11 protein-coding genes are annotated in these 13,179 nt (G+C 62.7%); 6 read left to right on the forward strand and 5 right to left on the reverse strand.

What is annotated here, in order from left to right:
• The first annotated feature begins 22 nt into the window (after nt 1–22).
• Complete coding sequence (locus tag CSE6_RS19410) at nt 23–517, forward strand: heme-binding protein (RefSeq protein WP_059441272.1); 495 nt, start codon at nt 23–25, stop codon at nt 515–517.
• Between the two features lie 18 nt (nt 518–535).
• Nucleotides 536–1,207 carry an outer membrane protein gene (locus CSE6_RS19415; RefSeq protein ID WP_059441273.1) on the forward strand — a complete coding sequence of 224 codons (672 nt, stop codon included), beginning with the start codon at nt 536–538 and terminating at the stop codon, nt 1,205–1,207.
• 65 nt (nt 1,208–1,272) lie between these two features.
• On the opposite strand, the gene CSE6_RS19420 is transcribed toward CSE6_RS19415, so the two are convergent.
• Nucleotides 1,273–2,256, reverse strand: coding sequence for a tripartite tricarboxylate transporter substrate binding protein (locus CSE6_RS19420; protein WP_059441274.1), 984 nt, complete (start codon nt 2,254–2,256; stop codon nt 1,273–1,275).
• A gap of 192 nt (nt 2,257–2,448) precedes the next feature.
• Here CSE6_RS19420 and CSE6_RS19425 point away from each other — a divergent pair, with 192 nt between their 5' ends.
• Nucleotides 2,449–3,213, forward strand: a complete 765-nt coding sequence (locus CSE6_RS19425; protein WP_034354738.1) for a sulfite exporter TauE/SafE family protein — start codon at nt 2,449–2,451, stop codon at nt 3,211–3,213.
• 100 nt (nt 3,214–3,313) lie between these two features.
• On the opposite strand, the gene dbpA is transcribed toward CSE6_RS19425, so the two are convergent.
• A complete protein-coding gene (dbpA, locus tag CSE6_RS19430; RefSeq protein ID WP_059441275.1) occupies nt 3,314–4,723 on the reverse strand; it encodes an ATP-dependent RNA helicase DbpA in 1,410 nt (469 codons plus the stop codon).
• A 162-nt stretch (nt 4,724–4,885) separates the two neighbouring features.
• Here dbpA and CSE6_RS19435 point away from each other — a divergent pair, with 162 nt between their 5' ends.
• Nucleotides 4,886–6,211 carry an amidohydrolase gene (locus CSE6_RS19435; RefSeq protein ID WP_059441276.1) on the forward strand — a complete coding sequence of 442 codons (1,326 nt, stop codon included), beginning with the start codon at nt 4,886–4,888 and terminating at the stop codon, nt 6,209–6,211.
• Between the two features lie 46 nt (nt 6,212–6,257).
• Here CSE6_RS19435 and CSE6_RS19440 read toward each other — a convergent pair whose 3' ends face one another.
• Genes CSE6_RS19440 through CSE6_RS19450 form a run of 3 tightly spaced genes read right to left on the reverse strand, consistent with a single transcriptional unit; the run spans nt 6,258 to nt 9,514 of the window.
• The gene (locus CSE6_RS19440) at nt 6,258–8,039 is read right to left on the reverse strand and encodes a dipeptidase (protein ID WP_059441277.1); all 1,782 of its coding nucleotides are present in this window, start codon (nt 8,037–8,039) and stop codon (nt 6,258–6,260) included.
• Nucleotides 8,040–8,093: 54 nt separating this feature from the next.
• A complete protein-coding gene (gene dtd, locus CSE6_RS19445; protein ID WP_034377252.1) occupies nt 8,094–8,543 on the reverse strand; it encodes a D-aminoacyl-tRNA deacylase in 450 nt (149 codons plus the stop codon).
• Nucleotides 8,540–9,514, reverse strand: coding sequence for a cation diffusion facilitator family transporter (locus tag CSE6_RS19450; RefSeq protein ID WP_034354754.1), 975 nt, complete (start codon nt 9,512–9,514; stop codon nt 8,540–8,542). Before CSE6_RS19450 ends, dtd begins: the two co-directional genes overlap by 4 nt.
• A 160-nt stretch (nt 9,515–9,674) precedes the next feature.
• Here CSE6_RS19450 and CSE6_RS19455 point away from each other — a divergent pair, with 160 nt between their 5' ends.
• Together CSE6_RS19455 and CSE6_RS19460 are read left to right on the forward strand one after the other, a co-directional pair.
• Nucleotides 9,675–11,753, forward strand: coding sequence for a bifunctional diguanylate cyclase/phosphodiesterase (locus CSE6_RS19455; protein ID WP_059441278.1), 2,079 nt, complete (start codon nt 9,675–9,677; stop codon nt 11,751–11,753).
• 45 nt (nt 11,754–11,798) lie between these two features.
• A partial coding sequence (locus CSE6_RS19460) for an AMP nucleosidase (RefSeq protein ID WP_059441279.1) occupies nt 11,799–13,179 on the forward strand: 1,381 nt, incomplete at its 3' end.

Consider the following 13,179-nt stretch of genomic DNA (forward strand, 5'->3'; position numbering starts at 1 on the left):
ACCCATCCACCCGGAAAAACGTATGAAACGCACTCTGACACTCGCCGCCCTGACTCTGGCCACCCTGACCGCCGGCACCGCCAACGCCCAGGCCGTGCGCACGGAAAAGAATATGTCGCTAGAGCTGGCCAACCAGATCGCCGCCCAGTCCGTCTCGGCCTGCACCGCCAACAGCTATGCCGTGACCGCCACCGTGGTCGATCGCGCCGGCGGCGTGCGCGCCGTGCAGCGTGCCGACAACGCCGGCCCACACACCGTGGAAGCCAGCCGCGAAAAGGCCTTCACCTCGGCATCGGCCAAGGCGCCAACGCTTGCCATCATGGAGAACTCCCAGAAGAACGCCGGCGCAACCAACCTCAAGGACATCCCCGGCTTCCTGCTGCTGGGCGGCGGCGTGCCCGTGAAGGTGGGCAATGAGGTGATCGGTGCCGTGGGCGTGGCCGGTGCGCCCGGCGGCCATCTGGACGACCAATGCGCACAGGCCGCCCTGGCCAAGGTGCAGGACCTGCTGAAGTAATCGGATCTAGGATTTTTCGTGAAATTTCAACGCCTTGCCTCCCTGCTGATCCTGGCTGCCGCAGGCAGCGCTTTTGCCGACGATAGCTACTACGGCGCACTGCGGATCAATTCCGCACGCTACCAAGCCCACGACATGGACTCCAGCGCCCGCCCCGGCCTGGGCCAGTTCGTGCCTGGCGACGAGTCGAATACCGCCACAGGGGGCTCGCTGGCCCTTGGTTATCAACTCCCGTCGAACTGGCGCGTGGAAGCCGAGTACACCCTGCCCAAGAACAACGAGTTCACCAGCGGCTCCACCCGCTTCCCCACCAGCTTCAACCACCACCAGATCCGCTCGCAGCGCCTGATGGTCAATGCATACAAGGATTTCCCCCTGAACGCCCGGTTCTCGCTGTACGGAATGGCCGGCCTGGGGCTGGCCCGTCTGGAGTCCAGCGGCTGGCAGGGCAATCCGGGCCGTCAGTACATCAGCGACACCCAGAGCAATCTGGCGTATTCCGTGGGTTTTGGCGTCAGCTATTCGCCTATCCAGAAGCTCAGCATCGACCTGGGCTGGCGCTATATCGACATGGGCAAGGCCAAGAGCGGTGCCAACAACTTCGCCAACGTCCGCGGCCTGCAGGACGAGCAGATGCGTGCCAAGCTGACGGCCAGCGAAATCTCGATCGGCCTGCGTTACAACTTCTGACCCACTTCCCTAGAGCAAAGGAAAAGCGGCCCTCGGCCGCTTTTTCTGCTGGTGCGTAAAGCCGTTTACTCGACGCTCAGGCCAATGCTGCGCACCAGTTGGGCAACGCGCACATCTTCGGTCTTGATCTGCTTGGCAAACACTTGTTGGCCCTCCCCCACGGGGGTGATGCCCTGCTGCAGCAGACTCTTGCGCAGCTCGGGGTCCTTGAGCGCCTTGTCCGTGTCCTGGGCGATGGCCTGGACCACGGCAGCGGGCGTGCCCTTGGGTGCGAACAAACCGAACCAGGCACCAGCCTCAAAGCCCTTGTAACTCTCGGCCAGGGTCTGCACCTGGGGCAGCAGTGCATGGCGCTGCAGACCGGACACGGCCAGCGCCGTGAGCTTGCCGCTCTGGATCTGGGTAAGCGCCGGAGCAATCGCAATCAGCATCACATCGACCTGGCCGGCCAACACATCCTGCAGGCCCTGAGGGCCGCCGCGATAGGGAATATGCGTGGCGAAAAAGCCTGCGCGCTGCTTGAACTGCTCCATGGCCAGATGCTGGGCGCCGCCCGTGCCCGAGGAGGCATAGTTGATCTTGCCCGGGTGGGTCTTGGCATAAGCCACAAAGTCCTGCAAGGTCTTGAAGCCCTTGCGGGGATTGGCCACCAGCACGAAGTCGGACTGGCCCAGCTTGGTCACCGGCACCAGGTCGTTCTTGACGTCATAGGGAAGGTTGCGCTGCACATTGGGCATGATGGTGATGGCGCTGTCGCCGCCCACCAGAAGGGTGTAGCCATCGGGCTGGGCCTTGACCACGGCATCCACAGCCGAGACACCGCCAGCCGCGCCCTTGTTTTCCACCACGATGGCCTGCTTCCAGTCCCTGCCCACCAAATTGCCCACCTGACGGGCCAGCAGATCCGGGACGCTGCCGGGGCCGTTGGCCACCACCAGCCTGACGGAGCGCGCAGGAAACTCCGGCTGCTGAGCCATGGCTGCGCCCGATACACAGCTTGCAGCCAGCATGGCCCAGGCGGTGCGGGAAAGTAAACGGGGCAGATTCACGGCAAAACTCCTTAACTAAGGAGTTGATTGTCAAAACAATCACTTATTCCTCAAAATACTGTTTTCATATTCTTTTATTTCCAAAAATAATTAACCACACAAGAAAAAGAAAAGAGGCGACGCGGGCCAGCGCCTAAGATCGACCCCAACCACAAGGCGCAAAGCCGATAGAGAAAATCAGGAGACAAGAACATGGAGAACCTGGGCCACCTCGCCCTTTTGCTGGCCGCAGCTTTCACGGCCGGCGCGCTCAACGCCGTCGCCGGTGGCGGCAGCTTTCTGACCCTTCCCGCGCTGGTCTTCACCGGCGTGCCACCCGTGATTGCCAATGCCACGGGCACCGTGGCCCTGCTGCCAGGCTATATGGCGGGCGCCTGGGGCTTCAAAGACGATATGCAGTCCCCGCCGGGCCTGTCCATGAAACAGGTGGTGGCGCTGTCCCTGATCGGCGGCTCCGCCGGTGCGGCGCTGCTGCTGTTCACGCCCGACGCCACCTTCCGCAAGGTCGTTCCCTGGCTGCTGCTGGCCGCCACCGCCATGTTCGCCTTCGGGCCGCAGCTGCGCGCCTGGACCTCGGGCAAGAATGCCGCCCATGCCACCCCATCGGCGGCCAAAGCCGCTGCTGGCATGCTGATCGTGGCCATCTATGGCGGCTACTTCAACGGCGGCCTGGGAATTTTGCTGCTGGCCTTGTTCGGCCTGCTGGGCCAGACCTCGCTCAACGCCATGAACGGCATGAAGAACCTGGTCTCTGCCCTGCTGACGGCCATTGCCGTGGTGATCTACGCCGTGGGCGGCATTGTGGAATGGAAGCAGGCCATCGTCATGATGGTGGCCGCCACCCTGGGCGGCTATCTGGGAGCCCGCGTGGCGCGCAAGATTGCACCCCATGTCCTGCGCTGGGGCATTGTGGCCACGGGGCTCGTGATGGCAGGGCTGTTCTTCGCCAAAGGCTGAAGCGCTGCCCAAAGCAAAAAGCCTTCTCGGTCCGAGAAGGCTTTTTTGTGAGCACGCAGCGCTTGATAGATAAGCGTCAGAGGCCAATTTGACGATATTTTCAGAGCAGACGAGCCTTGACCGTCTTGCCCTTGACCTTGCCTGCATTGAGCTTGGCGCAGGCCGCCGAGGCAATCTTGCGATCCACGGCCACATAGGTGGAAAAGTCGTTGACGCTGATCTTGCCGATCTGCTCGCGGCTATAGCCGAAGTCGGCGCACATGGCGCCCATCACATCGCCGGCGCGGATCTTTTCCTTGCGCCCGCCAATGATCTGTATGGTCATCATGGGTGGCAGCAGCTCGCCACCGGCAGCGGGCGTGAGTTCGTCAACGGGGAAGAATTGTGAAGCACGGCCTTGCAGCTGCTCGATCTTGCCCACGCTGCCCATCTCGTCCATGCTTACCAGATTCAGCGCCAGGCCTTCGGCATCGCCACGGCCCGTGCGGCCGATACGGTGGATATGCACCTCGGGGTCGGGGGTGACATCCACATTGATGACTGCAGACAGGTCGGCGATGTCCAGACCGCGCGCCGCCACATCGGTGGCGACCAGCACGCTGCAGCTCTTGTTGGCAAACTGCACCAGCACCTCGTCGCGCTCGCGCTGCTCCAGCTCGCCGAACAGGGCCAGAGCGCTGAAGCCCTGGGCCTGCAGCTCGCTCACCACGTCGCGGCATTGCTGCTTGGTATTGCAAAAGGCAATGCTTGATTCAGGACGGAAGTGTGCCAGCAGCTTGGCCACCGCGCTCACTTTTTCTCTAGTACCGACTTCGTACCAGCGCTGCGCGATCTTGCCCGCGCTGTGCTGGGTCGCGACCTTGACGGTCTGCGGATCGCGCATGAAGCGGCTGGCCAGCGAGGCAATGCCATCGGGGTAGGTGGCCGAGAACAGCAAGGTCTGACGGTCCGCCGGGCATTGGCGCACCACGGTTTCGATGTCGCCGAGAAAGCCCATGTCCAGCATGCGATCGGCCTCGTCCAGCACCAGGGTCTTGAGGTTGCCGATGTCGAGCTTGCCGCGCTCCATCAGATCCATCACGCGCCCGGGCGTGCCGACGACGATGTGGGCACCGTTTTCCAGCGAGGCGATCTGGTTGCGCGAGGGCACGCCGCCATAGACTGTGACGACCTTGATATTGTCCTGCGCGCGCGCCAGGCGGCGGATTTCGGTGGCGACCTGGTCGGCCAGCTCGCGTGTGGGGCACAGCACCAGAGCCTGGACGGCAAACCAGCGCGGGTTCAGGCGGTCGACCATGGGCAGGCCGAAGGCAGCCGTCTTGCCGCTGCCGGTGCTGGCCTGGGCGATCAGGTCCTTGCCCTGCAGGGTCAGCGGCAGACTGGCGGCCTGGATGGGCGTCATCTGCGCATAGCCGAGTTGCTGGAGGTTGGCCAGCATTTCGGGGGACAGGGGCAGCGCCGAGAAAGCGGTGGAATCAGAGGCCTGGGCGGCGCTGGTGGAGGTGTTCATGGGAGCGGATTATCCCGGGCCTGCGCCGCAAAAGCCTTGAGCCATCGCTATTCACGGTGCCATTTGCGGGTTGCCCCTCTTCAATCCGGGCCGGCCATGCTCCTAGTCTGAAAGCGCGCTCTCCATGAGCCGCTTCTGTTTGACGCCAACCACAGACCCAATATGCACCCAAGCCTCACTCGCAAGTTCTGCATCGCCGCCGCGCTGGCCGCCAGTCTGACCTCGCCCCAGGCCGCAGAGCTGGATCCCCAGCCGCTCAAGCCCCAGCTGCAGCAGCTGATCGCCAAGATGTATCCGCAGCTGCGCGGCGTCTACGAAGACCTGCATGCCAACCCCGAGCTGGGTTTTCAGGAAACGCGTACCGCCGCCAAGCTGGCTGCCGAAATGCGCAAGCTGGGCTTCGAGGTCACCGAGGGCATTGGCAAGACCGGCCTGGTTGCCATCTATCGCAATGGCGCAGGTCCCACCGTCATGGTGCGCACCGAGCTGGACGCCCTGCCCATGGAGGAAAAAACCGGCCTGCCCTATGCGAGCAAGGCCAAGGCCCAGTACAACGGCAAGGAGAGCTTTGTCGCCCATAGCTGCGGCCACGACATGCATATGGCCAGCTGGCTGGGAACGGCCCAGGCACTGCTGGGCCTGAAGAATCAATGGAAGGGTACGCTGATGTTCGTCGCCCAGCCTTCCGAGGAAACCGTGACCGGCGCCAAGGCCATGCTGGCCGACGGCCTGTTCAAGAAGTTCGGCAAGCCCGACTACGCCTTTGCGCTGCATACCGGCTCCATGCCTTATGGCATGGTGGGCTATGTGGCCGGGCCGGCGACCTCCAATTCGGACTCTCTGGACATCACTTTCCATGGCCGTGGCAGCCACGGCTCCATGCCGGACAAAGGCATTGACCCGGTGCTCATGGCCTCGCGCTTTGTGGTCGACGTGCAGGGCGTGATCAGCCGCGAAAAAGACCCCATGGAGTTCGGCGTGGTCACCGTGGGCGCCTTCAATTCGGGCAGCGCGGGCAATATCATTCCCGACCAGGCGCGGCTGCTGGGCACCATCCGCAGCTACAAAAGCGAGGTGCGTACCAGAATGCACGAAGGCATAGAGCGCACAGCCAAGGCCGAAGCCGCCATGTCGGGCGCTCCTGCCCCCGAGATCAAACTGACCAAGGGCTCGGACGCCGTGGTCAACGACGCGGCGCTGGTAAGCCGCACGGTCAGGCTGTTCAAGGCCGCGCTCGGCGACCGGAACGTGATCCCCATCCCGCCCATCACGGCCAGCGAAGATTTCTCCGACTTCATCAACCAGGGCGTTCCATCCATGTTCTACACCCTGGGCGTGTTCGATCCCCAGAAGGTGGCCCAGGCCAGCCAGCCCGGCGGCAAGCCGCTGCCCTTCAACCACTCGCCCTTCTTCGCTCCCGAGCCAGAACCCACGCTCAAGACCGGTGTGGAAACCATGACGCTGGCCGTCATGAACGTGATGCAGTAACCGCAAGCCTGCCCCGCCATCGGGGCTGCGGCTTGTCTGCCGTTCATCACTGCATTTGCTGCAGATTGCCGATGCGCACCAGCATCTCGGTGAACATCTGCATGTCCGTGCGCAGATCCGGCAGCTCCTGGTACTCCAGCGCATTGTGGGCCGTGTATTTCTTGCCGGGCATCGCCGGGCCGAAGTTGATGGCATTGGGCATGAGCTTGGCCGTGGTGCTGCCTGCGGTAGGCACGGGCCTGGCATCCAGACCCGTGGTGTCGCCAAAGATATTGAGCAAGGTGCTCAGCCACGCACCCTTGGGATCGCGGGCCATCCAGTTGCCCTGGGTGTATTGCACGCTGACCGGCACCTTGGCCGCTTCGCTCCAGCGGGCAATACCCTGCTCCACCTCGGTGCGCAACTGCTCCGGCGTCTTGCCCCGCGGCATGCGCGCATTGGCCGTCACCTCCAGCTTGCCGTCCGCCGACCTGATGAGATTGGGCGACAGCGTGAGAGGCCCCATGAAATCATCGACATAGGCGATACCCAGCTGCCGGCCCAGATAGTCCAGGCCAAACACGCCGTTGATATAGCGCACGGCCTGGCTGTACTGATTGGGCTGCAGCAGCGCCGCGCCCTGTTCCGGCATCAGGCTCTGCTGCAGAAACAGCGCAAGACGCGGCACGGGATTCACCCCTTCCTCGGGGCGAGAGCCGTGAGCGGAAGCGCCGCTGACCTTGACCGTGACCTGGCCCTCGGCGCGCTGCACATCGATGGCGAACTTGCCCAGCGCCTCGTGCCGACGCACAAACTCGTCCTTTTCCTGAGACAGGCTCTGCGCAATCTGATCCAGCGCAGCTGCATCGGTGGCGGAGACGGTGGCGGAAGCCGTCTGCGCAATGGAGTTGGCCGAGGCGGCGCCGCTCATGGCGGTGATGGCGGGCTTGGCTGCATCCACGGTGACATCCGCAAACAAGGCCTTGAGCGCGCCCGAGCCCTTTTCAGCGACCACGGCCGGGTACTTGCTGTCCAGCACGATGTTGTACTGCGGCAGCGCGGTCTTGCTCTGGTAGTACTTCATGGCATCGCCGCCGGTTTCCTCGGTGGTCTCTATCATCAGGCGAATGCTGCGCGACAGCGGAAGACCGCTGTCCTTGACCGCCTTCATCGCATACAGCACGGTGGCGATGGAGCCCTTGTCGTCAATCGTGCCGCGCCCATAAAGCCGATCGCCCACGCGGGTGACCTGGAAAGGATTGATCTGCCTGCCGTCCAGCACCCACTCTGCAGCCACCACCGGCACCACATCGGCATGGGTCAGGATGCCGAACTCGGTCGCCTCGCTGGCGCGGCTCGCCGCATTGGCAGGCAGTGTCACCTCAAAGATGCGATTGTCCACATTGCGAAAGCGCAGCCCGAATTCGGTGGCCATGGATGCAACGAGCTTGCCGAAGTCCAGGATGGCCGGACTCTCATGCGGGGGCACCTTGGGATCGCGCACCGTGGGCAGCGCCACCATGCGCTGCAGGCTCTCCAGCACCGCTGTCTCCTGCGTCAGACGGTTGTACACACCCAGCAATCGCGCGATATCCGCGAGCTCGCCATCCGACAGCGTCTGGCCACGCGTGTATCGCTGCACGGCTGGCGCCACACCCGGCTCGGCCCTGGCAGCCTGCTGCGCAAAGGCCTTGAAGGATTCGGGCGGGGTCGGGGCGGACGATGCGATCAGTGCATCCAGCGCGGGTTTCTTCAAGGTCTGCGCCTGGATGGGCAGACTGGCGCCTGCCAGACCCAGAATCAGGCCGGCGGCTATGAGGGACAGAGAGGAATTGCAGGATTGCTTCATGAACAGCTCTTGTAGGAATCGTGGTGATGGATGGGGTCGCAGGCCCGGCCCTGCCTAGGCCTGCGGCTCCATACGCATGGGAATGGTGACGGGCCCGTCATTGACCAGGTGCACCTGCATGTCGGCGGCGAACTCGCCGGTCTGCACCTGAGCGTGGGCAAGCCTGGCCTGGTCCACAAAGTATTCGTAGAGGCGTCGGCCTTCGTCTGGCGCGGCGGCGGCGGTAAAACTGGGGCGATTGCCGCCTCTGGTGTCGGCCGCCAGCGTGAACTGGCTGACCACCAGCAGCCCCCCGCCAACGTCCTGCAGGCTTTTGTTCATCTTGCCGGCCTCATCGCTGAAGATGCGCAGCTTGAGCATCTTGGCCAGCAGCTTGTCGGCCTCGGCCTCGGTATCGCCGCGCTCGGCACAGACCAGCGCCAGCAAGCCCTGGTCGATCTGGCCCGTAATACGGCCGTCGACCTCCACGCGCGCCTGCTTGACGCGCTGAATCACACTCATCATGTACTCAAACCTTCCTTGGCCGCGCCCTGTGCTTCGCCGCCCTGCTCTCCATCGGCCACTTCACTGACCGTGTTCATACCCATGGGCAGCAGCTCGATGCGGGCATACAGGCCTGGAATGGCCTGCAGCAGCGCGGCTTCAATCTCCGAGCGCAATTGTGCCGCTCGCTGCACGCTCCACTGGCCGGGAACATGCATGTGGAAGTCCACAAAGCTGCGCTCCCCCGCCTGACGGCTGGAGATATTGTCAAAGCTCACCCCCTCGTTGCGCTTGGCATAGCCGTCCAGCAAAGTGTCAATCTTGAGACGCTGCGGCGCGTCCAGCGCCTGATCCATCAGTCCTTGCGAGGACTGCCAGACCAGTTGCACCCCTTGCACGCAGATATGCACAGCCACGGCCAGAGCCACCAGTGCATCCATCCACAGCCAGCCTGTCAAGGCGGCGGCCAGCAGACCCACCACCACGCCCACCGAAGTCCAGACATCGGTCAGCAGATGCCGCGCATCGCCCTCCAGCGCCATGGAGCGGTATTTGCGTGAAGAGCGCAGCATGACCCAGGCCAGCAGCCCGTTGAAGACGGTGCTGAGCAGCGACAGCATCAGGCCCCAGCTCAGTTGCTCCAGGGGTTGCGGGTTCCACAGCCGCGACAGCGCCGCCCAGGCAATCGCCAGGCTCGCGCCTATGACCAGCACGCCTTCGAAACCGGCCGAGAAGTACTCCGCCTTGTAATGTCCATAGGGGTGCTCGGTATCCGCCGGTCGCTTGGCCACGGTCACCATGGTCAGTGCAAACATGGCTCCGGCCAGATTCACAAAGGACTCCAGTGCATCGGACAGCAGGCCTACCGAACCGGTCAGCCACCAGGCCAGAGTCTTGAGCACAATGGTGAGCAGCGCCACCACCACGGACAGGCGCAGCAAATTATGCGGCTGCAGCCATTGTGAATATGTTGAGACGTCAGATTTGGACATGTTCAGGTTCTACAGCCTCTATATCACCAAGTGCTTTTATGCATCAATAGTCTTTGCAAGTTGTCTATAAAGCAACCCAGAATCCCTTATCGTGATGGACATGTCATGGTCGAGGCTGACCTGATTCCTATATAAATACTCCCAGAAAAAAGGGAGGCGCATGCCTGATACGTTGATAGCACAGCAACCGAGGGATGAGGACGCCATTCTTCGACTGGTGGCCGATACAGCGCCCGCTATGCTGGCCTATTTTGATGCCGACACACGCGCCTGTCGCTTTGCCAACGCGCGCTATGCAGAGCACTTTGGCCACACCATGCAAACCATAGTGGGCATGGATGTGCGTGACATTGTGGGCGAGCTGGTCTGGACACAGATCGAACCTTATCTGGACTCCGTGGCCGTCGACAACACTCAGACGCTGCGCTACACCCGCCAGGTCGAAAACGAGACTGGTCGGCTGCAACACATCGAGGCAGTGCTGCGCCCTCATGAGGAAAAAGGCGTACTCAAGGGCGTTGTGGCGCTGATGACCGATGTCAGCCACCACCATCTGGCGACACAGCAGATACGCGACAGCGAAGAGCGCATGCGCAAGTTCGCTGCCATCACCACCGAGGCCATCGTGCTGCATCGTGATGGCATCATCACGGACGGCAATGACGCACTGGCCCGGCTGGTTGGCTACTCGCTTGGCGAACTGCGCGGCACGCCGGTTCTCGATTACGTGGCACCTGAAGCGCGCCTGCGGGCGCTGCAGAACATGCGCAGCGAGCGAGAGGATCGCCTCGAGTCCGTGATCATTCACAAGAACGGCCAGGTAATCCCCGTAGAGATAGAGGCCTGCACCATGCCTGGAGAAAAGGACAGGCATCGCATCGTCCTGCTGCGCGACCTGACCGCAAGCCTTCAGACCCGGCAGCACATGGACTATCTGACCCAGCATGACCTGCTGACACATCTGCCCAACCGAGCACGTCTCAACCATCTGCTGGCCGATGCCATCGCCAGGGCTGCTGGCGAGCAATCACGATTGGCGGTGCTGTCACTGGACCTGGACCAGTTCAAGGCGGTGAACGATTCACTCAGCCATCAGGCAGGGGATCTGCTGCTGTGCGAGCTTGCGAAGCGGCTCCGAAGCACTGTGGGTGCTCAGGACATCGTGGCCCGCACCGGCAGCGACGACTTTGTGGTCGTGCTGCCCGACAACCCCGGCCTGCTGGAGACCGAGGCCCTGCTGACGCGACTTCGGGCTACAGCAGAGGCGCCCTATCTGATCGAGGGTACCCAACTGGTGATTTCCGTGAGTGTCGGCATCGCCATGTATCCCAAGGACGGGAAATGTCCGGCGTCCCTGCTGAGCAATGCCGAGGCCGCCATGCAGATGGCCAAGAGTCGCGGCCGCAGCTTCTCCCAGTTCTACACTCCTGCGCTCGAAAGCCGGGCCACACGCATGCTGATGCAGGAGCAAATGCTGCGCAACGCCGTGGAACGCGGTGAGTTCGAGCTGCATTACCAGCCGCAGACCCTCATGCAGACGGGCGAGCTTTCAGGCTTCGAAGCCCTGGTGCGCTGGAAGCACCCGCACCGCGGCCTGGTCTCGCCCGACGAGTTCATCGGCTTTGCCGAAAACCGGGGGCTGATCGCAGCCGTGGACCGCTGGGTGCTCTATCAGGCCTGCCGTCAAGCCCGTGCCTGGCAGCAACAAGGCTTTCCCGCCATCCCCGTGGCCGTCAACCTGTCGGCACAGGAATTCCGCCAGCGCGATGTAGTCAAGGAAGTGGCGCAGGCACTGGCCGACACGGGGCTGGACGCCTGCTATCTGCACATCGAGGTCACAGAAACCACGCTGATGCTCTCGGGCAACCAGATGCAGCAGACTCTGCATGCCCTCAAGGCACTGGGCGTGGGACTGGCGATCGACGATTTCGGTACCGGCTATTCGTCTCTTGCCTACCTGCGCAAGCACCCCATAGACCGGCTCAAGATCGACCGCTCATTCGTGACCGATCTGCCCCACAACCCGGATGCGGCCGCCATTGTCAATGCCATCGTGCAGATGGGCCGTAGCCTGCATCTGGAGATTCTGGCCGAAGGTGTGGAAAGCACTGAACAGCTGCAACTTCTGAGAGAGATGGGCTGTGCCATGATGCAAGGGTTTCTCGTGTCAGCGCCATTATCTGCCGAGCAAGCCTCGGCATGGATGTCGCAACACTGTCAACTGCTACAAAGACAATAGTGCATGGCCTCGAATACACCGACACCCTCTCATAAAAGCAGCAGCATGTTTCATACGGATGCCCCTCAGGCATTGGCCCATGTGCAGCAGCTGTACCGCGAGCAAATCGACCATCTGCGAGCTGCCATGCAGCGTTTCGTGGCAGGTGAAACTCCGGCCGCGCCCATTCATGCCTACTACCCGTTTGTACGCATCAAGACCACCACGGTGGCGCAAGCCGATACCAAGCTGACCTACGGCTTTGTGGAAGGCCCAGGCACCTACGAGGCCACGCTGACCCGGCCCGACCTGTTTGCCAGCTACTTCGGCGAGCAACTGCGCCTGCTGATCCTGCACCACCAGGTCCCCATCGAAGTAGGCCTCAGCGACAAGCCCATCCCGATTCATTTCTCGTTCGCCGACAACGACCATATCGAAGGTTCGCTCTCGCCAGAGCGCCGCATGCTGATGCGCGATGTGTTCGATCTGCCCGACCTGGAATCCATGGACGACGGCATCGCCAACGGCACCTGGCGCGCGGCGGCCGGCGAGGCCCTGCCTCTGTCGCTGTTCACCGCCCCGCGCGTGGATTACTCGCTGCATCGCCTGCGCCACTACACAGGCACGGCCCCCGACTGGTTTCAGAACTTCGTGCTGTTCACCAACTACCAGTTCTATATCGACGAATTCATCCGCCTGGGCCACGCCGAAATGGCCAAGGAGGACAGCGAATACATTGCCTTTGTCGAACCCGGCAATGTGGTGACCCGCCGTGCCGGCCTGCCCGCGGAAGCCGTCGACGAACTCGGCACGGCGCCGCCGCGCCTGCCGCAGATGCCGGGATACCACCTGGTGCGCGCAGACAATAGCGGCATCACCATGGTCAATATCGGAGTGGGCCCGGCCAATGCCAAGACCATCACCGACCACATCGCCGTACTGCGCCCTCATGCCTGGATGATGCTGGGCCACTGCGCGGGTCTGCGCAACAGCCAGCAGCTGGGCGACTATGTGCTGGCCCACGCCTATGTGCGTGAAGACCATGTGCTGGACGAAGAGCTTCCTCTATGGGTGCCGATTCCTGCACTGGCCGAAATCCAGGTCGCGCTGCAGCAGGCCGTGGCCGATGTCACGCAGATGGAGCGTGTCGATCTCAAGCGCATCATGCGCACCGGCACCGTGGCCAGCACCGACAACCGCAACTGGGAACTGCTGCCTGACAACCTGCCCCAGCGCCGCTTCAGCCAGAGCCGAGCCGTGGCGCTGGATATGGAGTCGGCCACCATTGCCGCCAACGGCTTCCGCTTCCGCGTGCCCTATGGCACCTTGCTGTGCGTGAGCGACAAGCCGCTGCACGGCGAGATCAAGCTGCCTGGCATGGCCAACCATTTCTATCGAGAGCGTGTGGACCAGCACCTGCGCATCGGCATGCGTGCCGTCGACATAC

Source organism: Comamonas sp. E6 (genome assembly GCF_001010305.1).
In the GTDB taxonomy this organism is placed as follows: domain Bacteria; phylum Pseudomonadota; class Gammaproteobacteria; order Burkholderiales; family Burkholderiaceae_C; genus Comamonas; species Comamonas thiooxydans.

Excerpts from the sequence above, each read along its gene's own strand:
- CSE6_RS19425 (WP_034354738.1), top strand. The coding sequence starts at position 2,449 with ATGGAGAACCTGGGCCACCTCGCCCTTTTGCTGGCCGCAGCTTTCACG.
- CSE6_RS19435 (WP_059441276.1), top strand. The coding sequence starts at position 4,886 with ATGCACCCAAGCCTCACTCGCAAGTTCTGCATCGCCGCCGCGCTGGCC.
- CSE6_RS19410 (WP_059441272.1), top strand. The coding sequence starts at position 23 with ATGAAACGCACTCTGACACTCGCCGCCCTGACTCTGGCCACCCTGACC.
- dtd (WP_034377252.1), bottom strand. The coding sequence starts at position 8,543 with ATGATGAGTGTGATTCAGCGCGTCAAGCAGGCGCGCGTGGAGGTCGAC.
- CSE6_RS19455 (WP_059441278.1), top strand. The coding sequence starts at position 9,675 with ATGCCTGATACGTTGATAGCACAGCAACCGAGGGATGAGGACGCCATT.
- dbpA (WP_059441275.1), bottom strand. The coding sequence starts at position 4,723 with ATGAACACCTCCACCAGCGCCGCCCAGGCCTCTGATTCCACCGCTTTC.
- CSE6_RS19440 (WP_059441277.1), bottom strand. The coding sequence starts at position 8,039 with ATGAAGCAATCCTGCAATTCCTCTCTGTCCCTCATAGCCGCCGGCCTG.
- CSE6_RS19450 (WP_034354754.1), bottom strand. The coding sequence starts at position 9,514 with ATGTCCAAATCTGACGTCTCAACATATTCACAATGGCTGCAGCCGCAT.